This is a genomic window from Streptomyces nigra (assembly GCF_003074055.1).
GTDB lineage: Bacteria > Actinomycetota > Actinomycetes > Streptomycetales > Streptomycetaceae > Streptomyces > Streptomyces nigra.
Genome location: NZ_CP029043.1, coordinates 1,026,658 through 1,048,049, shown reverse-complemented (window position 1 = coordinate 1,048,049; position 21,392 = coordinate 1,026,658). Strand labels below are relative to the sequence as shown.

Sequence of the window (21,392 nt, the reverse complement as noted above, 5' to 3'; positions counted from 1 at the left end):
AGATCGTGTCGGCGGCCGTCAGCCCCGCCGGTCGGGGGAGGCCGCCTTCACGATCGCCTTGAGGATCGCCGTCTCCATCTGGGCCGGGTCCGTCACCTCGTGGCCCGAGCCCCCGGTCGCCTTCGCGATCCGGTCCGCCTCCTCGCGGTCGGCGTCCGGACCCACGGCGATCATGATGAGGGGGAGCGGGCGCTTGGCATCGGCCAGCTTCCCGAGACGGGAGAGGAGCGCGGACCGCGAGATGCTGCCCGGGTCCTCGTTGACGCCGTCCGTGAGGACGACCACGGCGTTGAACCGGCCCTTCGCATAGGAGGACCTCGCCGCCTCGTACGCGGCGAGCGTCGTGTCGTACAGGCCCGTCGCGCCCTCCGGCACCGGCTTCAGCCGGTCGACGGCCGCCGACAGCCGGTCCCGCTGCGTGACGTCGCCCTCGCTGTCGCCGAGGCGCCCGGCCGGCACCCGGACCCGGTAGTCCTTGGTGCCGTCCAGGGCGGTGGAGAAGTCCCACAAACCGATCTCGTCGTCCGCCGTGAAGGTGTTCAGCGCGCGCCGCAGCGACGCCCTGGTGACGTCCATCCGGGACCGCTCGGTGCCCGGCACCCGCTCCTCCATGGACGCGGAGGCGTCCACGACCATGGTGATCCGCGCGCTGCGCACGGTGATCTCCCAGACGCCGAGCGCCTCCTGCAGGGCGACCGCCGTCACCGGCCGGTCCACCGGCTCCGCATACGGCTGCGGGGCGCTGCCGCCGGCCCGTGCGACCAGGCCGTCCGGCACCTTCTCGTCCGAGGTGCGGAAGCCGTACCGCTCCAGCAGGCGCTGCTGCTCCGGGTCGTCGAGGTAGCTCATGAACCGGATCGCCGCCCGGCTCTCGTCGGTGGTCAGCCCGGTCTGGTCCAGCAGCGCGTACGGGTAGTCGAGCCGGGGCGCGCCGTCCTCCGGGTAGAAGAAGTCCAGGTCACGGGCGTCCTCGGTGGCCGCGTTGTACTTGAAGGCGGCCTGCTCGCTGAGGACCACCGCCTGGTTGCGCCGGGGGTTGGCCGTCTCGCTGTCCGAGGCGTCACGCGGCAGGCTCTCCAGGATCTGCCCGCCGCCCTCGGTGACCCGCTCCGACAGCGCCTTCATCAGAGCGGCCGCCCGGGTGTCCCCGCCCTCCGTCGCGTCCGCCGCCGCGCTCACCCGGGTCAGTGCGAGCAGCCCGGCAGCGCTGCGCGCCGGATCGCCGGCTCCGAGCCGCACGGGGCCGTCGCCCAGCGTCTCCCCGGCCAGCTCCGTCCAGGTGTACGTCCGGCGCGGCCAGCCCAGCCTCTTCGCGGCGGCCGGGACCATGGCGACCCCGACCGGTGAGGCGGCGACATTGCCGATCGTGGAGACCTCGGCCGTCCCGCCGTCCGCCGTGAGCCGCTGTACCCAGGCCTGCGAGTCCGGCACCCACACCTCGGCGCCCGGGTCCTCGTCCGCCGACAGCGCCTCGGCGATCCGATGCGGCTCCCGCGCGGTCACCGTCACCGCGACGCATCGCCCGTCCGAGGTGAGACCGGCCCGCCGGGCCCGCTCCGCGGCCGTCTTCAGCGCGGGCGCCACCTCGGGGGACGCGGCCAGCGTCAGCCGTACCGCGTCGTCCTGGCACGAGGTGCCGAAGGTCAGCAGGCCCTCCTCGACCGCCGCTGCGGTGCCGCCGGCCACCGTCAGCGCGACCGCCGTCACCAGGGCCAGCCTGCGCCTGAAGGCGCGTCGACCGGGGTCGCCGCTGCCCGCTCCATACTGATCGGGCAAGCTGTGACGTCCCATGACGGTGGTGCCCCTCCCTGTCGCCCCGCCCGGTCCCGCGCCGCACTCCGGCCGCGGGCGGGCGGCGGGGCGGCGCCGGCGGAGCGCCCCGTACGGAAACCCCGTCCCCCGACGGCGGGCCCCGCACGGTCCTCGATACTTTTTTCGAGACCCTAGCGGGGCCGCGATGAGGATGAGGCGGGATTAGCCAACTGGAGGCAGGTGTGCAGGGCGAGGCAGGTCCCCTGGCCGATCCCTTTCCGAACGAGCGGCCCGCACGGCGGATCCTCCGTGACGAGACGCTGCTCGTCCTGGCCCTCTCGCTCGGCGCGAGCGGGGTGTCCGCCCTGATCAGTTTCGTCGGGTCCGTGACGAAACCGGGCGGCCTCAAGGACCAGGCGGCCACGCTCAACGCCTCGGCCGCACCGGGCCGTCCGTGGCTGGATCTGGCGTGGCAGCTCTTCGGGATCGCCAGCGCGCTGGTGCCCGTCGCGCTGGTCGCGCACCTCCTCATGCGGGAGGGCCGGAGCATGCGCACGCTCGGCTTCGACCGCGGGCGCCCCTGGTTCGACCTGGGACGTGGGGCGGGGATCGCCGCCGTCATCGGCAGCACCGGCATCGCGTTCTATCTCGCCGCCCGCGAGCTCGGCTTCAACCTCACCGTGGTGCCCGAGGCGCTGCCCGACGTGTGGTGGAAGTACCCGGTGCTGATCCTGTCGGCCCTGCAGAACGCCGTCCTCGAAGAGGTCATCGTCGTCGGCTATCTGCTGCGGAGGCTGGGGCAGCTGGGCTGGACGCCGGCCGCCGCGCTGGTGGCCAGCTCCGTGCTGCGCGGCTCGTACCACCTCTACCAGGGCGTCGGCGGCTTCATCGGCAACATGGTGATGGGCGTGGTCTTCGTCCTGCTCTACCGGCGCTGGGGGCGGGTGGGCCCGCTGGTCGTCGCCCACACCCTGCTCGACATCGGGGCGTTCGTCGGATACGCCCTGCTCGCGGGCCGGGTGGACTGGCTGCCGACGCCCTGACCCGACGGCATACCGAAGGGGGCGTACGACTCGGTCGTACGCCCCCTTCGACGTGTCTGCCTAAGCGTTGAGCTCGCCCTCGATGACCGTGACCGCGCGGCCCCCGAGGAGCGTGCGCTCGCCGCGGAGTTCGACGCGGACGTGCCCGGGGCGCCGGGACGCCTGCAGACCCGTGAGCTCGGTACGGCCGAGGCGCTCGGACCAGAACGGGGCGAGGGCGGTGTGGGCGCTGCCGGTGACGGCGTCCTCGTCGATGCCGACGTTCGGGAAGAACCCGCGGCTGACGAAGTCGTGGCCGTCGGCGGGGTCCTCGGCCGCCGCGGTGGCGATGACGCCGCGCTCGGAGTGCCCGCCGAGCGCCCGGAAGTCGGGGGTCAGGGCGCGGACCGTCTTCTCGTCGGGGAGTTCGACGAGCAGATCGCCGACGAACGGCCCCGTGTCGAAGGCGCACAGCGGCTCGGCGCCCAGGGCTTCGACGAGCCCGTCGGGCACCGGCACCGGGGTCAGCGGGGCCGTCGGGAAGTCCAGCGTGATCGAACCGTCCGCGCGGGGCGTGGCGACGAGGACACCGCTGCGGGTGGCGAACCGCACGGGGCCCTCGTGGGCGCCGGTCCCGAACAGGACGTGGGCGGTGGCGAGGGTCGCGTGACCGCACATCGCGACCTCGGCGGCGGGTGTGAACCAGCGCAGCGCCCAGTCGGCCTCGCCGCCCTCGGGCAGCGGGTGGGCGAAGGCCGTCTCGGGGTGGTTGACCTCCATGGCCACGTCCTGGAGCCAGGCGTCCGCCGGGAAGGCGTCGAGGAGCAGGACCCCCGCCGGATTGCCGGAGAAGGGGCGGTCGGTGAAGGCGTCGACGATTCGAATCCGCATGTCGTCGACGGTAGGGGGTTCCGGGAGCGGGGGGCCAAGGCCAATCGGAGGGTGCTGGACCGGTCATGGGGACGGCGGGCGACGCGGATGGGGGTTGCCGGGCGGCGCGGAAGGGGGTTGTCGGGCGACCGTTCCCGATATATCGTTGAAGCATCGCGACAGATCAACGATGGATGGAGTGATGGCGATGCGTTCCCATGGATACGAGCGTGGACACGGTGGTCATGGTGAGCACGGGCACCACGGCCGAGGCGGCTTCGAAGGGCGCCGTGGCGCCTTCGGTCCGTTCGGACCCGGTGGCTTCGGTGGACCCGGATTCGGTCCCGGCCCGTGGGGGCCCCGGGGTCGGGGTGGACCTCGGGGGCGGGCCCGGCGCGGTGACGTGCGGGCCTCGATCCTGGCCCTGCTGAAGGACCGCCCGATGCACGGTTACGAGATGATCCAGGAGATCGCCGAGCGCAGCGGCGGGGCGTGGAAGCCCAGCCCCGGCTCGGTGTACCCGACTCTCCAGCTGCTGGAGGACGAGGGCCTGATCGTCAGTGAGAGCGAGGGCGGCAAGAAGCTGTTCGCGCTGACCGACGCGGGCCGCGAGGCGGCCGAGGCCGGCCCGGAGGCCCCCTGGGAAGAGGCTTCCCGGGGCGTCGACTGGGAGGCGCTGGGCGAGATCCGGCAGGCCGGCTTCGGCCTGATGGAGGCCTTCGGTCAGGTCTGGAAGACGGGCACGAAGGAGCAGCGCGAGAAGGCGCTCGCCGTCATCGGCGAGGCCCGCAAGAAGCTGTACCTGATCCTGGCCGACGAGGACTGAGCGAGGGCTGAGCGGGGCTCGCCGCCTGCCCGCCGCGGTGCCTGTGGCCCTCCCGCCGCGGTGCCCGTGGCCTGCCCGCCGCGGTGAAGGAAGCGCCCCGTGGAGCGATCCGCGGGGCGTTTCGCGTCGCCCGGCCGGACCGGGACGGCGTCAGGCGACCAGCCCGGCCAGCTTGCGCAGCGACTCGTTCAGGGCCGCCGTCGCCGAGTCCTTGAGCTTGCCGGCCATCAGCGACACGGCCGCGCCCGTGAACTCCCCGTCGATCCTCAGCGTCGTGGCGGAACCGCCGGACTCGGGCGTCAGCGTGTACCGCGTGACAACCGTGACCGCCATCGGTCCCTTGCCGCGGATGGCCAGCGTGCGGGCCGGCTCCAGTTCCTCGATGGTCCACTCGACCTCCGCCGGGAAGCCCATCAGCTTCATGTTCTCCTGGAAGGTCCCGCCGACCTCGAGGGCCGAGGGGCCGCCGGCCGGGAAGTTGGTGTGGGTCGCGTTCCACTCGCCGTACGACGGCCAGTCCGTCAGCTGTGCCCAGACTTTCTCGGCGGGTGCCTCGATGCGTGCCTCCGCGCTGACTTCGGCCATGCGACCACCTCTTCGTGTCGGGCTCGGGTGTCGCGGAACGTAGCCGTGAGGCCCGCAACATTCAAGAGTGATGAACCGTCAGATGCGCGGCTCGGACCGACATGTGGAGGGCAAGGCGGCGCGCGCCGCATCGCCGTCTTCCGTCAGATCTCCTCCCCAAGGAGGAGATTTCCGTCCCGGGAGTCCACTTCGCGTGGGACGCCGAGATGGTTCCCCTCGTGGATGCCCGGCAGCGAAACAGTTGATGGGGTGAACATGTGCAGCCCCGTATCCCCCGGCAGTCCACCCAGGAACAGGACTCCCGGCGCCAGGACGCCGCCCGGCCCAGTGACGAGCTGACGGCGGTGGTCTCCGGCGCGCGCCGCCGGGCGGTCCGGGACGGGGACCGGCACGTCGACACGGCCCATCTGCTGCACTCGCTCCTCGAACACGACCCCGCCGTCCACGCCGTCCTCGGCGAGGGGCCGCAGGTCGCCCGGCTGCTCGGCTATCTCGTCCAGCGCAGCATCGGCTACGGCCTGCGCTGGCAGGGCACCGTCGAGGACTCCGGGGCCGTACCCGTCGTACCGGACGCCGACGGTCTCTCGCCGCTGGCGGCGGACGCCATGCACGACAGCAGTCTGCGGGCCGCCCACCGCGGCGACCCGCTGGCCCGCGGCCTCGACCTGCTCGGGGCGCTCGTGCGGGACCCGCGCGCCGGCGCCGTGGAGGTGCTGCACCGCGCCGGCGTCGACGTGGACGACCTGCGGGCCCGCATCGACAAGGAGGGTGTGCTCTAGGGCGTCCGCGTCCAGCCAACGAGACAGGTGTCACCGGGGATGACGCTCATGTCATCGCCTGTCATCATGGGCCGGTGCGCACGTCTGAGAGCGGCCTGGCAGGCCGCGGCAAAGGGATCGGGCTCGGTCTCGCGATCGTCTCCGCGATCGCCTTCGGTGGTTCGGGTGTCGCGGCGAAGCCGCTGATCGAGGCGGGGCTCGACCCGCTCCATGTGGTGTGGCTGCGGGTCGCGGGCGCGGCCCTCGTGATGCTGCCGCTCGCCGTGCGCCATCGCGCCCTGGTCCGCCGTCGGCCGGCCCTGCTCGCGGGGTTCGGACTGTTGGGTGTGGCCGGTGTGCAGGCGTTCTACTTCGCCTCCATCTCCCGTATCCCGGTCGGTGTCGCGCTGCTCGTGGAGTACCTGGCGCCGGCGCTCGTCCTCGGCTGGGTCCGGTTCGTGCAGCGGCGGCCCGTCACCCGCGCCGCCGCCGTCGGTGTCGTCCTCGCGGTGGGCGGGCTCGCCTGTGTCGTCGAGGTGTGGGCGGGACTCGGCTTCGACGCCCTCGGGTTGCTCCTCGCGCTCGGCGCCGCCTGCTGTCAGGTCGGCTACTTCGTCCTGTCCGACCAGGGCAGCGACTCCGGCGCCGACGCCCCCGACCCGCTCGGCGTCATCGCGTACGGCCTTCTGGTCGGCGCCGCCGTGCTCACCGTGATCGCCCGCCCGTGGGCGATGGACTGGGCCGTGCTCGGCGGCACCGCGCACATGGACGGCATACCGGTCCCGGCCGTGCTGCTGCTGGCCTGGATCGTCCTCCTCGCCACCGTCATCGCCTATGTCACCGGCGTGGTCTCGGTCCGTCGGCTCTCGCCGCAGGTCGCCGGGGTCGTCGCCTGCCTGGAGGCGGTCATCGCGACCGTCCTGGCCTGGTTCCTGCTCGGCGAGCACCTGTCCGCCCCGCAGATCGTCGGCGGTGCCGTCGTCCTGGCCGGTGCTTTCATCGCGCAGTCGTCGGCACCCGCGAAGGGGGCGCCGCAGCCCGTGGCGGCCGGCGGGGTCGATACCGAGTTGTCCGAGCGGGAGAACGTCGCCTAAGGTGCCGATCATGCCGTTGACACGCGTTCTTCCGCCTCCGGCCGCCTGAGGCGGGCCTTCCGGATCGTCCGCCCGGCCGTGCCGGGCGGTGCCGTGCTGCCCGCAGACGTGTTCCCCGGACCCCGCTGAGCCGGGTCCGTCCACCTTCTGCGCGTTCCCGGAGAACCACTCGTGTCTCACACCGCTCTGTCCGGCCTGCCCGTCGGGCGTGGCCTGCTCTTCCTGATCGTCGCCGGCGCCGCCTGGGGCACCGCGGGTGCCGCCGCCTCCCTGGTCTACCGGGCCAGTGACATGGGGCCGGTCACGCTGTCCTTCTGGCGCTGTGCGGTCGGCTTCGTGCTGCTGCTCGCCGTCCATCTGATGCGTCCGCGCACCCGCGCCGCCGACCCTGCGCCGCTGCGGCGCAGGCTGTCGCGGGCCGGGGCCACGGGCCTGGGCCTCGCCGTCTTCCAGACCGCCTACTTCGCGGCCGTCGAGGCCACCGGTCTCGCCGTGGGCACCGTCGTCACGCTCGGCGCCGGTCCCGTGTTCATCGCGCTCGGCGCCCGGCTGATGCTGGGCGAGCGGCTGGGGCGCGGGGGAGTGGCCGCCGTGGCCGGCGCGCTCACCGGGCTCGGGGTGATGGCGCTCGGCGACGCCGGGGCGACCGTACGGCCCTCCGGTGTGCTGCTGGCGCTGCTGTCCGCGGCGGGGTACTCCGTGATGACGCTGCTGACGCGCAAGTGGGGCCGCGACGGAGGGGCCGACGCCGCCTCCACGTCCGTGTGGGCCTTCGCGGTGACCAGCGTGTGCCTGCTGCCGTTGGCCCTGGCCGAGGGACTCGTCCCGCACGCGGCCGAACCCGCCCGGGTCGGCTGGCTCCTGCTCTACATCGCGGCCGTGCCGACCGCGCTGGCCTACGCCCTCTACTTCGCGGGGGCGGCCGCCGTCCGCTCGGCCACCGTGTCCGTGATCATGCTCCTGGAGCCGGTCAGCGCGGCGGTGCTGGCGGTGCTCCTGCTCGGCGAGCAGCTCACGGTGGCGACCTGTCTGGGCACCCTGCTGATGCTCGGGTCCGTCGTCGGGCTCGCGCTGGCGGAGGCCAGGGGGGCCCGCCGGGACCGCCCGAGCCCGGCGGTGTGACCGGCGGGGGCCCGTCGCCGGGCGGGGAGCCCGCCGGGACCCGCCCGGCGGTGTGACCCCGCGGGGCCCCGCCGGCCGAGCGAGGCACCCGCGTCCTCGGCCCTCAGGCGAGGTACTCCGGCAGCGCCGTCCCGGGGGCGAGGGCGGGGTCGCCGACGGGGGTGTCGTAGCCCTTGCGCAGCGGGACGACACCGGCCCAGTGGGGGAGCGCCAGGTCCTCGGGTTCGTCGTTGACACCGCCGGTGCGGAGCTTGGCGGAGACCTCGGCCAGGTCGAGGCGGATCACCGCGGTGGCCGCCAGCTCCTTCTTGTTCGCCGGCCGGGAGTCGGCGGACCGGCCCGGTACGACGTGGTCGACCAGGGCGTCCAGGGCGAGCCGCTTCTCCTCGGGGTCGGTCACCTGGTGGGCGGTGCCGTGCACCACGACCGAGCGGTAGTTGATCGAGTGGTGGAAGGCCGAGCGGGCCAGGATCAGCGCGTCCACGTGCGTGACCGTCAGGCAGACGGGGAGTCCGGGGTCGGGCTCGCCGGTCATCCGCAGCGGGCGCGAGCCCGTGGAGCCGTGGACGTAGAGCGTCTCGCCGACGCGGGCGAACAGTGTGGGCAGCACGATCGGGGCGCCGTCGCGGACGAAGCCGAGGTGGCAGACGTAGGCCTCGTCGAGTATCGCGTGCACCAGTTCCTGGTCGTACGACGCCCGTTCCGGGGAGCGGGTGGGGACGGTGCGGTCCGTCGGCGTGTAGGCGCCGGGCGGCGGGGTCGGCTGCTGGGTCACCTGCATGGCGCTCTCCATTGCACTAGTGCATAATGTTGTTTGTGCTAGGAGAATATCGGATCGAAGGCCGGCGGGCGACGGAGATTGCGTCGAGCGTCGAGCGCGGGGTCGGCACGGGCGAGCTGGAACCCGGCCAACTGCTGCCGCCCATGCGGGAGTTGGCCACAGACCTGGGCGTGAACCCGAACACGGTCGCCGCCGCCTACCGCGTCCTGCGGGAGCGCGGCGTCATCGAGACCGCGGGGCGCCGGGGCAGCCGGGTGCGGCCCCGGCCCGCCACGACCGGACGCGAGTACACCCGGGTCGAGGTGCCCGAGGGCGTCCGGGACGTGGCGAGCGGCAACCCCGACCCGGCGCTGCTGCCGTCGCTGGCGCGGGCGTTCGCCGCCGCCGGCGAGCGGGGCGACCGCGAGCCCGTCCTGTACGGCGCCGATCCCGTGGAGCCCGAGCTGGCGCGCCTCGCGCGGGCCGGTCTGGACGCCGCCGGGGTGCCGCCGGGGCCGCAGGCCGTCGCCTCGGGCTCCCTCGACGCCATCGAGCGCGTCCTGGAGGCGCACTTCAAGCCCGGCGACACCGTTGCCGTCGAGGACCCCGGCTGGGGCGGCCTGCTCGATCTGATCCCGGCCCTGGGGCTGCGGCTCGCCCCCGTGGGCGTCGACGACGACGGGCCGCTCCCCGAGGACGTACGCCGGGCCCTCGCCTCCGGCGCACGGGCCCTGATCGTCACCGACCGCATGCAGAACCCCACCGGCGCCGTCGTGAGCGCCACGCGCGCGCGTGCCCTGCGCTCGGTCCTGCGGGACCACCCCGACGTGCTGCTGATCGAGGACGACCACGGGCACGGGATCGTCGACCAGCCGCTGCATCCCCTCGCGGGCGGGACCCGGCACTGGGCCTTCGTCCGCTCGGTCGCCAAGGCGTACGGACCGGACCTGCGGCTCGCCGTGCTGACCGGCGACGACGTCACCGTGGACCGGGTGCGCGGACGGCAGCGGCTCGGCGCGGGCTGGGTCAGCCGGCTGGTGCAGCGGGCCGTGGTCCGGCTGTGGACCGACGGCGGACACGACCCGGCGGCCGTGGCGGCGGCGTACGGCGAGCGCCGGGATCTTCTGCTGCGGGCGCTGGCCGAGCGCGGCATCGAGGCCCATGGGCGCAGCGGTCTCAACGTCTGGGTGCCGGTGCCCGACGAGACCGGGGCCGTGTCCCGGCTGCTGCACGCAGGGTGGGCGGTCGCCCCTGGCGCCCGTTTCCGCACGGCGGCCCCGCCCGGCATCAGGATCACGACGTCGACCTTGCGGCCGGACGAGGCCGGGCCGTTGGCCGACGCGGTGGCGGCGGCGCTGGGACCGGGACCGGTGCGGAGCTACGTCTGAGCCCTGGTCGTCGCCGGGTCAGGTGCCCCGCTTCACCTGGGTCAGGGCCGCCCCGGCCAGGACTATGACCGCCCCGACCGGAGTCGACCAGGCCAGGGACTCGCCCAGGACGGCCACGCCCGCCGCTGTGGCGATCACCGGGATGAAGTACGTGACCATCTGTGCCGTGGTCGGCCCGACCTCCGCGACCAGGCCGTACTGGATCAGCACCGCCAGCCCGGTGCCGAGCGCGCCCAGCGCGACCACCGCCAGCAGGGGCAGCGGCGAGAAGTGCGCCGGGAAGGATGTGAACAGCGGTGTGACGATCGCCAGTTGCACCGTGGCCAGCAGCAACTGGGCGCCGGTCAGCGCCAGATGCGACGAGCCGTTCCCGGCCAGGGTGCGGCGGACGTAGATCCAGCCGATCGGGTAGCTGAGCGAGGCCAGCAGTGCCATCGCCGTGCCCTTGGCGTCCAGTCCGTGGAAACCCTGCCAGGCGCCCAGCACCGTCAGCACGCCGATGAACCCGATCCCCAGCCCGGCGACCCGCACGCGCGTGGGCCGGTCCTCGGAGAGGGCGACCATCGACAGGGCCATGCCCCACAGCGGCGAGGTCGCGTTGCAGATGCCCGCGAGCGTCGACGGGATCGTCAGCTCGGAGTACGCGAACAGCGAGAACGGCAGCGCGTTCAGCAGGAATGCGGCCACCGTCAGATGCCCCCAGGTGCGCGCCCCGCGCGGCAGCCGCTCCCGCTTGACCGCCATCGCCGCCGCCAGCACCGCCGTACCGAACACCAGCCGTCCCAGGGTGACCTGGAAGGGCGCGAACCCGTCGGTGCCCACCTTGATCAGCAGAAAGCTGAAACCCCAGATCAGGGAGAGGGCGGCGAAGCGCAGCCGCCAGTCGAGGCGGGGGCGGGAGCGGGGGAGGTCCGGTGCGGCGGCCGGAGTGCGTGACGGGGTGGCGGTGGTCATGGCATCTACGATGCGGCACGATGATCTCGTAGCACAATCGAGATTTCGCGCACGATATCTCGTAGCATCGCTTACATGTTGAATCTGGAGCGCCTGCGCACCCTCGACGCCCTCGCCCGGCACGGCTCGGTCAGTGGCGCGGCCGAGGGGCTGCACATCACGACCTCGGCCGTCTCCCAGCAGATGTCCAAGCTGGAGCGCGAGGTCGGTCAGCGGCTGCTCGCCAAGAACGGCCGGGGGGTGCGGCTCACCGACGCGGGGCGGCTCCTCGCCGACCACGCGGCGCGCATCCTCTCGCAGGTCGAACTCGCCCAGTCCGACCTGGAGGCGCAGCGCGGGCAGGTGGTCGGCGAGCTGCGGCTCGTCGCCTTCCCCACCGCGCTGCGCGGGCTCTTCCCGGCCGCGCTCTCCGCCCTGCGCGCCGAACACCCGGCGCTGCGCGTGCACTCACGCGAGCTGGAGCCCGAGGGCGGGGTCGCGGCGGTGGTCCGCGGGGACGCCGATCTCGCCGTCGTCCTCGACTGGTACAACAAACCGCTGCCGATGCCCGAGGGCCTCGCGAAGGCGTCCATCCTCAAGGACCGCGTCGAGATCGCCATGCCCGAGGGGCATCCGCTGGCCGGGCGCAGCGAGGTCACCATGGAGGACTTCGCGGACGACGAGTGGGTCGCCTGGCCGGAGGGCGAGTTCTGCCACGAGTGGCTGCTCTACACCCTGCGCACCGAGGGCATCGAGCCGCGCATCGCCCACCGCGCCGAGGAGCACCACACCCAGCTGGCCCTCGTCGCCGCAGGACTGGGCGTCTGCGTGGCGCCCCGGCTCGGCCGGGACCCCATGCCGCCCGGGGTGCGGGCGGTGCCGGTGCGCGAGAGCGTCCACCGCCACATCTACGCCGTGTGGCGCACGGACGCCGACCGCCGCCCCTCGATCCGGGCGGCGGTGCGGGCGCTGCGCTCGGCGGCGGAGGACACCGTCTGAGCGCTCGCTACGCCGAGCCCAGCTTCCGGAAGTCCCAGGACACGATCTTCTCCGGGGTCAGCCGGACCCAGGCGTGGCGCCCGTCGTGCGGCATCTCCTCGATGCCGAAGTTCTTGCGGGCGAACAGCGTCTCGGGCACGTCGAGTTCGGCGCACAGCTCGCCCACTCGCGGGGCCTCGCCCACGAAGTCGACGGTGCCGGACAGCTCCACCCCGCGCAGCTGCTCGTACTCCTCGCCCGTGTCGACCACGATCGCCACCCGAGGATCGCGGCGCAGATCGGCCCACCGCTTGCTGCGGACCACCGAGTACAGCCACAGCGACGTACCGTCCCACGCGAACCACAGGGCGCTGACATGCGGAAAGCCGTCGGCGGACACCGTGGCGACCCGGCAGGTGCGCTGCTCGGTGAGGAACGCGTCCAGCTCGCCCGGCGACATCATGATCTTCCGGCCCCGGCGCTGAGTGACGGTCATACGGCCCCCTCTTCCTTCTCCCACGTCGTGCCAGAGGAGAGATCCTCTGACATCACGTCAGAAAAGGATGAGTCGTCTTCCGTCCCCACGCAATGGTGGCTACGCTCACCGCCCACGCCGCCGCCGGCCCCTGGGGGAGCCATGCCGCAGCACACCGAGCTCAGCGAACTCCTCGACCCCGCGACCACCGTCCTGCTCACCGTCGAGTGCCAGAACGGCGTCGTCGGCCCGGACAGCGCCCTGCCCGAACTCGCCGAGGAGGCCCGCGGATCGGGCGCCCTCGCCCGGGTCGCCCGGCTGGTCGACGCCGCCCGCACGAGCGGCGTGCAGGTGATCCATGCCGTCGCCGAACGCCGCCCGGACGGCCGCGGCGCCAACCGCAACGCCCGGCTCTTCCGCGCCGCCGAGCGGCTTCCCGTCCGGCAGCTGTCCGGCACCGACGCGGTCCGGGTGGCGGCGCCGATCGAGGTCGCCGACGAGGACCTGGTCGTACGACGGCTGCACGGCCTGTCCCCCATCCAGGGCACGGATGTCGACGCCCTGCTGCGCAACCTCGGCTGCCGCACGCTCGTCGTCGCGGGCGTCTCGGCCAATGTGGCCGTGCCGAACGCCGTCCTCGACGCGGTGAACCGCGGCTATGTGGTGGTCGTCCCCCGTGACGCCATCGCGGGGGTACCCCCCGAATACACCCCCGCGATGATCGCCCACACCCTCGCGCTCGTCGCCACCGTCGTCACCACGGACGAGGTACTGGACGGCTTCGCGCGGGCGGCGCGCGTCAGGCCAGCGTGATGGAGCCGCCGGCCACGTCGATCTTCTTGGCGGGCAGCGGCTGGGTCGCCGGGCCCTTCTTCACGCTGCCGTCCAGGACAGAGAACTGGCTGCCGTGACAGGCGCAGGACAGCGTGTCCTCCTTGAGGTCCGTCATGGGGCAGTTCTGGTGTGTGCAGATCGTCGAGAAGGCCTTGAAGTCACCGGCCGCCGGCTGCGAGACGACCACCTTCTCGGCGTCGAAGACCTTGGCGCCGCCCTCCGGGATGTCCGCCGTCTTCGCGAGCGCGGCACCGCCGCCACCGCCCGCCGCCGCTCCCTGCTCCGTGGACGAGCCGGACGCCTCGTCCTCGGACCCGCACGCGGTCAGCGCGACGGCGAGCCCCGCCGCGCCCACCGCCGCCACGACGGTACGGCGGCTCGGGCCCGGCTTCGGCTGTACTGATTCGCTGGTCATGCTGACGTTTCCTTCCGGTCATCCGTGATCTGCCGAGAGGTACGGTCCCTGGGGACCCCCTGTTCAGACGCTGCGGAAATCCTGTCGTGCCCGGCCTCGGACGCGGGTAAAGAGGAGCTGTCGGTCCGCTGTCGACAGCTGTCGGTCCGCTGTCGGCGCGGCGGCACACCGAGCCCCGGACCGCACCTCCCCGCCAGTAACCTGGGGCGATGCTCAAGGAAGTCATCGCGACCCGCTACGTCACGCCCCTGCGTGAGGGCGGCTCGCTGCCGGGACTCGTCGAGGCCGACGACCTCGGGACCTACGTCATGAAGTTCGCCGGGGCCGGACAGGGCCGCAAGACGCTGGTGGCGGAGGTCGTCTGCGGCGAACTCGCCCGCCGGCTCGGCCTGCGGGTGCCCCGGCTGGTCACGATGGAGCTCGACCCGGTGCTGGGGCTCGGCGAGCCCGAACAGCAGGTGCAGGACCTGCTCCGGTCCAGCGGGGGCACCAACCTCGGCATGGACTTCCTCTCCGGCGCGCTGGGCTTCGACCCGCTCGCCTTCGAGGTGAGCCCCGAGGAGGCCGGCCGTGTCCTGTGGTTCGACGCGCTGGTGAACAACGTCGACCGCTCCTGGCGCAACCCCAACCTGCTGATGTGGCAGGGCGAACTGTGGCTCATCGACCACGGCGCCACGATGATCTGGCATCACAACTGGCCCGGCGCCGACGCCTCCGCCGCCCGCCCCTACGACGCTTCGGACCACGCCCTGGCCCGGTTCGCGCCGGACCTCGCGGGCGCCGCCGCCGAGCTGGCACCCAGGGTCACCGAGGATCTGCTGACCGAGGTGACCGCCGAGATCCCGGACGTCTGGCTGGCCGGTGAACCGGGCTTCGACACCGCCGACGACCTGCGGCGGGCCTATGTGCGGCCGCTGCTCGCGCGCGCGGCCGCCGTCCACGAGCGCGTCACCGGAATCGAGGAGGTCGCGTGAGCGAGCGGCACATCCACATGGCCGGCCATGTCGTCGAGCGCCACATCATCCGCGGCGGCGAGGCGAACGAACGGGACGTCTTCGAGTACGCCCTCCTGCGCGTCGTCCCCCGGGTCGAGCGCGGCGAGTGCGTCAACGCCGGTGTCCTCGTGTACTGCCGGGCCCGCGGCTACCTGGGAGCCCGCACCCACCTCGACGAACGGCGGCTGCTCGCCCTCGACCCGGACGCGGACGTGGCGGGTGTACGGGCCGCCCTCGACGCGGTCGAGCGCGTCTGCGGCACCGGCGAGACGGCGGGCCAGGCCGCCGGCGACGACGCGGGACGCCGTTTCCGCTGGCTGATCGCGCCCCGCTCGACCGTGGTGCAGCCCGGGCCCGTGCACACCGGGCTCACCCTCGACCCGGCGGCCGAGACGGAACGGCTGCTGGATCGTCTGGTGCGGTGAGGGGCAGGTAATGGATCACATGCGCGCGGTGGCCGTTGACACCGCGTGCCAGGACTTCTAGCGTCACGTCCATCGAAGGTACTAAGCGGTCGCTCACCTGAGGAGAGTCACTGATGTCCACCACTGAGCAGCGGGTCGCCGTCGTCACCGGCGCAGCGCGCGGCATCGGCGCCGCCACCGCCGTACGGCTGGCCGCCGAGGGCCGCGCGGTCGCCGTCATCGACCTCGACGAGGCCGCCTGCAAGGACACCGTGGAGAAGATCACCGCGGCCGGCGGCACGGCCCTCGCGGTCGGCTGCGACGTGTCGGACGAGGCGCAGGTGGAGGCCGCGGTCGCCCGGATCGCCGACGAGCTGGGCGCCCCGACGATCCTGGTCAACAACGCCGGTGTGCTCCGTGACAACCTGCTGTTCAAGATGAGCGTCTCCGACTGGGACACCGTCATGAACGTGCATCTGCGCGGCGCCTTCCTGATGTCGAAGGCCTGCCAGAAGCACATGGTGGACGCGGGCTTCGGCCGGATCGTCAACCTGTCGTCGTCCTCCGCGCTCGGCAACCGCGGCCAGGTCAACTACTCCGCCGCCAAGGCCGGTCTGCAGGGCTTCACCAAGACCCTCGCCAAGGAGCTCGGCAAGTTCGGCGTCACCGCCAACGCGGTCGCCCCCGGCTTCATCGCCACCGAGATGACCAAGGCCACCGCCGACCGCGTCGGCATGGGCTTCGAGGACTTCAAGGCCGCCGCCGCCACCCAGATCCCGGTGGCCCGCGTCGGCGAGCCCGAGGACATCGCCAACGCCATCGCCTTCTTCACCGGCGAGGCCGCCGGCTTCGTCTCCGGCCAGGTCCTGTACGTGGCCGGCGGACCGCTCGACTAGGGCCGAGGAGCCACCGACATGACTGAACTTCCCGCACTCTCCGGCAAGGTCGCCCTCATCACGGGCGCCAGCCGCGGCATCGGCTACGGCGTCGCCGAGGCGCTCGTCGCCCGCGGCGACCGCGTGGTCATCACCGGCCGCAACGAGGACGCCCTCAAGGAGGCCGTCGAGCAGCTCGGCGCCGACCGGGCCGTGTACGTGGCCGGCAAGGCGCACGACGAGGCCCACCAGACCGTGGCCGTCGAGCGCGCCATGGAGTCCTTCGGCCGCATCGACCATCTGGTCAACAACGCCGGCACGAACCCGGTGTTCGGGCCGATCGCCGACCTCGACCTGGGTGTCGCCCGCAAGGTGTTCGAGACCAACGTGATCTCGGCGCTCGGCTTCGCGCAGAAGACCTGGCACGCCTGGCAGAAGGACAACGGCGGCGCGATCGTCAACATCGCCTCCGTGGCCGGCATCGCGCCCTCGCCGTTCATCGCCGCCTACGGCGTCAGCAAGGCCGCGCTGATCAACCTCACCCAGCAGCTCGCCCACGAGTTCGCGCCCAGGGTGCGGGTCAACGCGATCGCGCCGGCCGTGGTGAAGACGAAGTTCGCGCAGGCCCTGTACGAGGGCCGCGAGGAGGAGGCCGCCGCGGCCTACCCGCTGGCCCGCCTCGGCGTACCGTCCGACATCGGCGGCGCGGCTGCCTTCCTCACCTCCGACCAGTCCGACTGGGTCACCGGACAGACGCTCGTCGTCGACGGCGGCATCTTCCTCAACGCCGGCGTCGGCTGATCCGCACCGCTCCGGCACCGTCTTTCGCCGGTCCGACAAGGGCGCCGCTGTACGACAGTGGCGCCCTTGTGCGTGTATCGGACGATCGGCGACTCTCTGACAACGTAGTCAAACCACATACGCAAAAGTGCTCCCAAGACGAGAGGTTCACAGGCCGTGAGCCTGCGGTATGTTTTGCCGACCCTTGGTATGGCAGATCGAGGAGCGTGCGCGTGTTCAAGCGGATCCGACGCCTGCGTCAGGTGGCGGCCATCGCATCCATAACGTCCCTGGTGGCTGGATGCGGTGTCCTCTCATCCGACTCCTCGGAGGAGCAGGGCCCGATCATCGTGGGGACGACGGCTGCACCAAGCACCCTCGACCCCGCCGCGGCCTGGGACAGTTCCTGGGAGCTGTTCCGGAACATCTATCAGACGCTGCTCAGTTACCCCTCGGGGGCGAGCGCGCCCGAGCCGGACGCCGCGGAGGAGTGCCGGTTCACGGACGGCTCCAACAAGAAGTACCAGTGCGAACTGCGCGAGGGTCTGAAGTTCTCCGACGGGCACGCGCTGAACGCGCAGGCCGTCAAGCACTCGATCGACCGCATCCGGAAGATCAACGTCAACGGCGGCCCGGCCGGACTGCTCGGCAGCCTCGACCGCGTCCAGGTGCTCAACGACCGCGAGGTCGTCTTCCACCTCAACAAGGCCGACGCCACCTTCCCGTTCGTGCTCGCCACACCCGCGATGTCGATCGTGGACCCCCAGGAGTACCCGGCCGGCAAGCTGCGCGAGGAGAGCTCGATCGTCGGCTCCGGCCCGTACAACCTGCAGTCCTACGACGAGGGCAAGCAGGCCGAACTCGTCAAGAACGACACCTACAACGGGTACGCGGAGCGGAAGAACGACGCGGTCACCATCCGCTACTTCCAGGACTCGCCCACCATGGTCGGCGCGCTGCGCGACAAGGAGCTCGACGTCGCCTTCCGCGGTCTCAACGCCGATGACATCGTCGAGCTCCAGGCCGACGACAAGGACGAACTCCAGATCACCGAGGGCTTCGGCACCGAGATCAACTACCTGGTGTTCAACCCGAAGGACCCGACGGCCGGCAAGACCGCCGTCCGCAAGGCCATCGCCCAGATCGTCGACCGCCCCGCGATCGCCCACAAGGTCTACAAGGACACCGTCGAGCCGCTGTACTCGATGGTCCCCAAGGGCCTGACCGGCCACACGACCGGCTTCTTCGACGACTTCGGCGACCCCAGCAAGGCCAAGGCCCGCAAGATCCTCACCGAGGCGGGCATCACGACGCCGGTGTCGCTGACCCTCTGGTACACCAGCGACCGCTACGGCTCCTCCACCAAGGCCGAGTTCGAGGAGCTGAAGCGCCAGCTGGAGAAGTCGGGGCTCTTCCAGATCACCCTCAAGAGCCGCCCGTGGAAGACCTACGTCTCCGGCTACCAGAAGGGCGAGTACCCGGTGTTCGGCCGCGGCTGGTTCCCCGACTTCCCGGACGCGGACAACTTCATCGCGCCCTTCGTCGGAGACCAGAACGCCCTCGGCACGCCCTATGTCTCGCCGAAGATCACCGAGACGCTGCTGCCCAGCTCCCGCGCCCAGAGCGACCGCGCCAACGTCGTCAAGGACTTCGAGGAGGCGCAGCGCATCCTCGTCGACGACGCGCGGCTGCTGCCGCTGTGGCAGGGTCGCCAGTACGTGGCGGCCAGCACGGAGATCTCCGGCTCGGAGCGGGCCCTCGACCCGTCGACGATCATGATGGTGGGCGAGCTGTACCGCAAGACCAGCTGGTAGACACGCTCTTCCCCGGGCCACGGGGGCGGGACGTACGGTCCGCGAGGCGATTGTCAGTGGCCGCCTGTAGGTTCGGAGAATCAACAGGCGGCCCTTGGCCGTGGACCGCACACCGTCCGCCGCACACCGTAAGGAAGTTGACGTGACCGACATCGCCATGCTGCCCGAGTCCTGGCGCGGGGTTCTGGGCGACGAACTGCAGCAGCCCTACTTCAAGGAGCTGACGGAGTTCGTCGAGGAGGAGCGGGCGAAGGGTCCCGTCTACCCGCCGCGCGAGGAGGTCTTCGCCGCCCTCGACGCGACGCCGTACGACAAGGTCAAGGTGCTCATCCTCGGCCAGGACCCGTACCACGGCGAGGGCCAGGGCCACGGCCTGTGCTTCTCGGTCCGCCCCGGCGTGAAGACCCCGCCGTCACTGCGGAACATCTACAAGGAGATGCAGGAGGAGCTCGGCCTCCCCATCCCCGACAACGGCTATCTGATGCCCTGGGCCCAGCAGGGCGTCCTGCTGCTGAACGCGGTGCTGACGGTCCGCGCCGGCGAGGCCAACTCGCACAAGGGCAAGGGCTGGGAGAAGTTCACCGACGCCGTGATCCGCGCCGTGGCGAGCCGTCCCGACCCGGCGGTGTTCGTCCTGTGGGGGAACTACGCGCAGAAGAAGCTCCCGCTCATCGACGAGACCCGGCACGTGGTCGTCAAGGGCGCCCACCCCTCGCCGCTCTCGGCCCGCAAGTTCTTCGGCTCCCACCCGTTCACGCAGATCAACGAGGCCGTTGCCGGGCAGGGCCACGAGCCGATCGACTGGCGCATCCCGAACCTGGGCTGAGCTGACTAGGGCGCGTCCCCCAGGCGGCGCTCCAGCCGGCGGATCTCCGCCCGCACCCCGTCCCCGTAGCTGTCGTCGCCCAGTGCCCCGGCCGCGCCCCGCGCCCGTCGCAGATGGGCCCGCGCGGCCTCGGCGCGGTCGAGCTTGACGTAGTCGGCCGCCAGGTTCAGATGCAGGGAGGGGTACAGCGCCTTCAGCGCGGGGACGCTGCGGGGGCCGCCGGCGGGCCCCGCTCCGCCGGCGCTCTCCGCCTCGGTCAACGCCCGCAGGTCCCAAGCCAGTTCGTCGGTGGGATCGTCGTGGGTGTCGGCCAGATAGTGGGCCAGGGTGCAGCGGTGCAGGGGGTCGCCGTCCGCGCCGAGCTCGGTCCACAGATCGAGCAGACGGCGCCGGGCCTCCTCACGGTCACCGGCGTGATGCAGGATGACGACCTGCCCGATGCGTGTCAGCACGGCTTCGGCAGCCGTGCGCTCCTGTCGCTCCGTCACCGCGTCCTCCGGGCCCTCGTCGGCTGGTCCCTCCTGACGCTAAGGGCTGTCCCGTGATTCCCGGTGGATCAGCGCGCGGCGTCGGATGCGGTGCATCGCAGGGCGGAGGGCAGTGCGCATACCGGATGTATGCGGACGACCCGGCAACGCGGCGAGCGTGCGGGCCAGGCGTCGTGAGCCGGGCTCCACTTTTGTTCGGAGCTCTTAGCCGCCCGCCCCGGCGATCCCGGTCAGGCGGCCCGTACCCGGCCCGCCCATACGGACAGGGGAGGGCCGGGCGGGCTCACCGGCCGTACGCCTGGTCGCAGATGCGTGCCTCCTGGCTGTCGGGCCGCCAGCCGCCGTACTTCCGGCCGAGCGCGCAGACGTCGGCGTTCCCCCCGGCGTCCTGGGGGAGGTGCCGGGTCACGTCGGGCACCGTGACCCGCGGCTCCCGCGGGGCGGTGGTGGGCGCCGGGCGGCGCGGGGCCCGCTGCTCCGGCTGGGGGCGCGGGGCCGCCGGGGCCGGCCGGGAGGTGTGCGACGGTGCCGCTGGGGCGGCGGACCGCTTCGGGTCCGGGCGCCGGGAGGGGCCGATGAGCGCCAGCGCCTCACGGGCCGGCGCCTGGACGACCTCGGGGTGGGTGTGCCCGCTCGGCAGGGGCGGGGCGGGCCGTACCGGTGTCGCCCGGGGTGCGGAGGCCGGCGGGGCCTGGACCGTCGTACAGCCCGTGAGGGCCGAGACGGCCGCGGTGACCAGAAGCGTCGCGGTGGTCGTCGATCGATGCACCCGCTCCACTCTGGTGGGTGCCGGGGCCGCCCGGAGAGCGGACAGGCGCAGGTTGCTCCGCACGGGTGATCTCCGGCCCCGTACGGGCGGCCCCGGCCCCCTCAGGGTGACGTCACTCGCCGGTCGCGCCGTCGATCCGCTCGCGCAGCAGGTCGGCGTGCCCGTTGTGACGGGCGTACTCCTCGATCATGTGCGTATAGATCCAGCGCAGGTTGTAGCGCTCGCCCGTGCGGGCGTGGGCGCCCTCCGACATGTCGTCCAGGCCGAAGCGCGCGGCGTGCTGCCGGGCCTTGTCGATCTCCGCCTGCCAGCCGTCGTACGCCTGATCCCAGGTGTCGCCGGGGGAGAAGTGGAACTCGCCGTCGGGGTCGGCGTCGCTGTAGTAGACCGGGCCGGCGTCCTCGGCGGCCATGACCCGGCGGAACCAGCTGCGCTCCACCTCCGTCATGTGCCGGACCAGTCCCATGAGGGTCAGCTCGGACGGCTCGGCGGAGGGGGTGCGCAACTGGTCCTCGGTCAGGCCCTCGCACTTCCACGCCAGGGTCTGCCGGTGGTACTCGAGCCAGCCCTCCAGCATGGTGCGCTCGTCGGCGGTGGTGGACGGTTCATGGCGTTCGGTCGTCATCCGA

Annotated in this window: 24 protein-coding genes; 14 read left to right on the top strand and 10 right to left on the bottom strand. The window is 72.5% G+C overall.

Annotated features, from left to right (window positions below):
- Positions 1 to 18: 18 nt before the first annotated feature.
- On the bottom strand, positions 19 to 1,791 hold the full coding sequence (locus tag DC008_RS04870; protein ID WP_108705885.1) for a substrate-binding and VWA domain-containing protein: 1,773 nt from the start codon (positions 1,789 to 1,791) through the stop codon (positions 19 to 21).
- Positions 1,792 to 1,994: 203 nt separating this feature from the next.
- Between DC008_RS04870 and DC008_RS04865 the strand changes: the two genes are divergently transcribed.
- A complete protein-coding gene (locus DC008_RS04865) occupies positions 1,995 to 2,795 on the top strand; it encodes a CPBP family intramembrane glutamic endopeptidase (protein WP_108705884.1) in 801 nt (266 codons plus the stop codon).
- Between the two features lie 60 nt (positions 2,796 to 2,855).
- On the opposite strand, the gene DC008_RS04860 is transcribed toward DC008_RS04865, so the two are convergent.
- Entirely contained in the window at positions 2,856 to 3,665 is an 810-nt protein-coding gene (locus tag DC008_RS04860) for a PhzF family phenazine biosynthesis protein (RefSeq protein WP_108705883.1), read from the bottom strand.
- Positions 3,666 to 3,852: 187 nt separating this feature from the next.
- Here DC008_RS04860 and DC008_RS04855 point away from each other — a divergent pair, with 187 nt between their 5' ends.
- Positions 3,853 to 4,470, top strand: coding sequence for a PadR family transcriptional regulator (locus DC008_RS04855; RefSeq protein ID WP_108710568.1), 618 nt, complete (start codon positions 3,853 to 3,855; stop codon positions 4,468 to 4,470).
- Between the two features lie 150 nt (positions 4,471 to 4,620).
- Here DC008_RS04855 and DC008_RS04850 read toward each other — a convergent pair whose 3' ends face one another.
- A complete protein-coding gene (locus DC008_RS04850; protein ID WP_108705882.1) occupies positions 4,621 to 5,055 on the bottom strand; it encodes a type II toxin-antitoxin system Rv0910 family toxin in 435 nt (144 codons plus the stop codon).
- Between the two features lie 257 nt (positions 5,056 to 5,312).
- On the opposite strand from DC008_RS04850, the gene DC008_RS04845 reads away from it, so the two are divergent.
- From DC008_RS04845 to DC008_RS04835, 3 genes are all read left to right on the top strand, one after another.
- Positions 5,313 to 5,834 carry a Clp protease N-terminal domain-containing protein gene (locus tag DC008_RS04845; protein ID WP_108705881.1) on the top strand — a complete coding sequence of 174 codons (522 nt, stop codon included), beginning with the start codon at positions 5,313 to 5,315 and terminating at the stop codon, positions 5,832 to 5,834.
- Between the two features lie 74 nt (positions 5,835 to 5,908).
- Positions 5,909 to 6,907, top strand: a complete 999-nt coding sequence (locus DC008_RS04840; protein ID WP_108705880.1) for an EamA family transporter — start codon at positions 5,909 to 5,911, stop codon at positions 6,905 to 6,907.
- 171 nt (positions 6,908 to 7,078) lie between these two features.
- Positions 7,079 to 8,029, top strand: coding sequence for a DMT family transporter (locus DC008_RS04835; protein WP_108705879.1), 951 nt, complete (start codon positions 7,079 to 7,081; stop codon positions 8,027 to 8,029).
- Between the two features lie 103 nt (positions 8,030 to 8,132).
- On the opposite strand, the gene DC008_RS04830 is transcribed toward DC008_RS04835, so the two are convergent.
- The gene (locus DC008_RS04830; protein WP_164492262.1) at positions 8,133 to 8,810 is read right to left on the bottom strand and encodes a pyridoxamine 5'-phosphate oxidase family protein; all 678 of its coding nucleotides are present in this window, start codon (positions 8,808 to 8,810) and stop codon (positions 8,133 to 8,135) included.
- 35 nt (positions 8,811 to 8,845) lie between these two features.
- Between DC008_RS04830 and DC008_RS04825 the strand changes: the two genes are divergently transcribed.
- Complete coding sequence (locus DC008_RS04825) at positions 8,846 to 10,177, top strand: aminotransferase class I/II-fold pyridoxal phosphate-dependent enzyme (protein WP_108705877.1); 1,332 nt, start codon at positions 8,846 to 8,848, stop codon at positions 10,175 to 10,177.
- An 18-nt stretch (positions 10,178 to 10,195) separates the two neighbouring features.
- On the opposite strand, the gene DC008_RS04820 is transcribed toward DC008_RS04825, so the two are convergent.
- Positions 10,196 to 11,131 (bottom strand): DMT family transporter, encoded by a 936-nt coding sequence (locus tag DC008_RS04820; RefSeq protein WP_108705876.1) that lies wholly within the window; start codon positions 11,129 to 11,131, stop codon positions 10,196 to 10,198.
- A 75-nt stretch (positions 11,132 to 11,206) separates the two neighbouring features.
- On the opposite strand from DC008_RS04820, the gene DC008_RS04815 reads away from it, so the two are divergent.
- Positions 11,207 to 12,109 carry a LysR family transcriptional regulator gene (locus tag DC008_RS04815; protein ID WP_108705875.1) on the top strand — a complete coding sequence of 301 codons (903 nt, stop codon included), beginning with the start codon at positions 11,207 to 11,209 and terminating at the stop codon, positions 12,107 to 12,109.
- A gap of 7 nt (positions 12,110 to 12,116) precedes the next feature.
- Here DC008_RS04815 and DC008_RS04810 read toward each other — a convergent pair whose 3' ends face one another.
- Positions 12,117 to 12,584 (bottom strand): pyridoxamine 5'-phosphate oxidase family protein, encoded by a 468-nt coding sequence (locus DC008_RS04810; RefSeq protein WP_108705874.1) that lies wholly within the window; start codon positions 12,582 to 12,584, stop codon positions 12,117 to 12,119.
- Between the two features lie 141 nt (positions 12,585 to 12,725).
- Here DC008_RS04810 and DC008_RS04805 point away from each other — a divergent pair, with 141 nt between their 5' ends.
- The gene (locus DC008_RS04805; protein WP_108705873.1) at positions 12,726 to 13,376 is read left to right on the top strand and encodes a cysteine hydrolase family protein; all 651 of its coding nucleotides are present in this window, start codon (positions 12,726 to 12,728) and stop codon (positions 13,374 to 13,376) included.
- Here DC008_RS04805 and DC008_RS04800 read toward each other — a convergent pair.
- Positions 13,363 to 13,812 carry a Rieske (2Fe-2S) protein gene (locus DC008_RS04800; protein WP_055622434.1) on the bottom strand — a complete coding sequence of 150 codons (450 nt, stop codon included), beginning with the start codon at positions 13,810 to 13,812 and terminating at the stop codon, positions 13,363 to 13,365. The genes DC008_RS04805 and DC008_RS04800 overlap by 14 nt on opposite strands.
- 209 nt (positions 13,813 to 14,021) lie before the next feature.
- Here DC008_RS04800 and DC008_RS04795 point away from each other — a divergent pair, with 209 nt between their 5' ends.
- The 6 genes from DC008_RS04795 (at position 14,022) to ung (ending at position 19,506) form a co-directional block, all read left to right on the top strand.
- The gene (locus tag DC008_RS04795) at positions 14,022 to 14,786 is read left to right on the top strand and encodes a HipA family kinase (protein ID WP_108705872.1); all 765 of its coding nucleotides are present in this window, start codon (positions 14,022 to 14,024) and stop codon (positions 14,784 to 14,786) included.
- Positions 14,783 to 15,232, top strand: coding sequence for a DUF3037 domain-containing protein (locus DC008_RS04790; RefSeq protein WP_108705871.1), 450 nt, complete (start codon positions 14,783 to 14,785; stop codon positions 15,230 to 15,232). The genes DC008_RS04795 and DC008_RS04790 overlap by 4 nt, the downstream gene beginning before the upstream one ends.
- A gap of 113 nt (positions 15,233 to 15,345) precedes the next feature.
- Positions 15,346 to 16,107, top strand: a complete 762-nt coding sequence (fabG, locus tag DC008_RS04785; RefSeq protein WP_108705870.1) for a 3-oxoacyl-ACP reductase FabG — start codon at positions 15,346 to 15,348, stop codon at positions 16,105 to 16,107.
- An 18-nt stretch (positions 16,108 to 16,125) separates the two neighbouring features.
- Positions 16,126 to 16,887, top strand: coding sequence for an SDR family oxidoreductase (locus DC008_RS04780; RefSeq protein WP_108705869.1), 762 nt, complete (start codon positions 16,126 to 16,128; stop codon positions 16,885 to 16,887).
- 212 nt (positions 16,888 to 17,099) lie between these two features.
- Positions 17,100 to 18,680: an ABC transporter substrate-binding protein gene (locus DC008_RS04775; RefSeq protein ID WP_108705868.1), complete on the top strand. Its 1,581-nt coding sequence runs from the start codon at positions 17,100 to 17,102 to the stop codon at positions 18,678 to 18,680.
- Positions 18,681 to 18,822: 142 nt separating this feature from the next.
- On the top strand, positions 18,823 to 19,506 hold the full coding sequence (gene ung, locus DC008_RS04770; RefSeq protein WP_108705867.1) for a uracil-DNA glycosylase: 684 nt from the start codon (positions 18,823 to 18,825) through the stop codon (positions 19,504 to 19,506).
- A 5-nt stretch (positions 19,507 to 19,511) separates the two neighbouring features.
- Here the strand turns inward: ung and DC008_RS04765 are convergent, their stop codons facing one another.
- The 3 genes from DC008_RS04765 to DC008_RS04755 all read right to left on the bottom strand — a co-directional run bounded on the left by DC008_RS04765 (position 19,512) and on the right by DC008_RS04755 (position 21,388).
- The gene (locus DC008_RS04765) at positions 19,512 to 19,994 is read right to left on the bottom strand and encodes a hypothetical protein (RefSeq protein ID WP_108705866.1); all 483 of its coding nucleotides are present in this window, start codon (positions 19,992 to 19,994) and stop codon (positions 19,512 to 19,514) included.
- Positions 19,995 to 20,277: 283 nt separating this feature from the next.
- Complete coding sequence (locus tag DC008_RS04760; protein WP_123953986.1) at positions 20,278 to 20,763, bottom strand: flagellar biosynthesis protein FlhF; 486 nt, start codon at positions 20,761 to 20,763, stop codon at positions 20,278 to 20,280.
- Between the two features lie 112 nt (positions 20,764 to 20,875).
- The gene (locus DC008_RS04755) at positions 20,876 to 21,388 is read right to left on the bottom strand and encodes a DinB family protein (protein ID WP_108705864.1); all 513 of its coding nucleotides are present in this window, start codon (positions 21,386 to 21,388) and stop codon (positions 20,876 to 20,878) included.
- Positions 21,389 to 21,392 lie beyond the last annotated feature (4 nt).

Bases quoted from the DNA above. Each gene is read 5' to 3' on its own strand.
- DC008_RS04850 (WP_108705882.1), bottom strand. From the start codon at position 5,055: ATGGCCGAAGTCAGCGCGGAGGCACGCATCGAGGCACCCGCCGAGAAA.
- DC008_RS04795 (WP_108705872.1), top strand. From the start codon at position 14,022: ATGCTCAAGGAAGTCATCGCGACCCGCTACGTCACGCCCCTGCGTGAG.
- DC008_RS04755 (WP_108705864.1), bottom strand. From the start codon at position 21,388: ATGACGACCGAACGCCATGAACCGTCCACCACCGCCGACGAGCGCACC.
- DC008_RS04830 (WP_164492262.1), bottom strand. From the start codon at position 8,810: ATGCAGGTGACCCAGCAGCCGACCCCGCCGCCCGGCGCCTACACGCCG.
- DC008_RS04820 (WP_108705876.1), bottom strand. From the start codon at position 11,131: ATGACCACCGCCACCCCGTCACGCACTCCGGCCGCCGCACCGGACCTC.
- DC008_RS04805 (WP_108705873.1), top strand. From the start codon at position 12,726: ATGCCGCAGCACACCGAGCTCAGCGAACTCCTCGACCCCGCGACCACC.
- DC008_RS04870 (WP_108705885.1), bottom strand. From the start codon at position 1,791: ATGGGACGTCACAGCTTGCCCGATCAGTATGGAGCGGGCAGCGGCGAC.
- fabG (WP_108705870.1), top strand. From the start codon at position 15,346: ATGTCCACCACTGAGCAGCGGGTCGCCGTCGTCACCGGCGCAGCGCGC.
- DC008_RS04780 (WP_108705869.1), top strand. From the start codon at position 16,126: ATGACTGAACTTCCCGCACTCTCCGGCAAGGTCGCCCTCATCACGGGC.
- DC008_RS04810 (WP_108705874.1), bottom strand. From the start codon at position 12,584: ATGACCGTCACTCAGCGCCGGGGCCGGAAGATCATGATGTCGCCGGGC.
- DC008_RS04855 (WP_108710568.1), top strand. From the start codon at position 3,853: ATGCGTTCCCATGGATACGAGCGTGGACACGGTGGTCATGGTGAGCAC.
- DC008_RS04800 (WP_055622434.1), bottom strand. From the start codon at position 13,812: ATGACCAGCGAATCAGTACAGCCGAAGCCGGGCCCGAGCCGCCGTACC.
- DC008_RS04860 (WP_108705883.1), bottom strand. From the start codon at position 3,665: ATGCGGATTCGAATCGTCGACGCCTTCACCGACCGCCCCTTCTCCGGC.
- DC008_RS04815 (WP_108705875.1), top strand. From the start codon at position 11,207: ATGTTGAATCTGGAGCGCCTGCGCACCCTCGACGCCCTCGCCCGGCAC.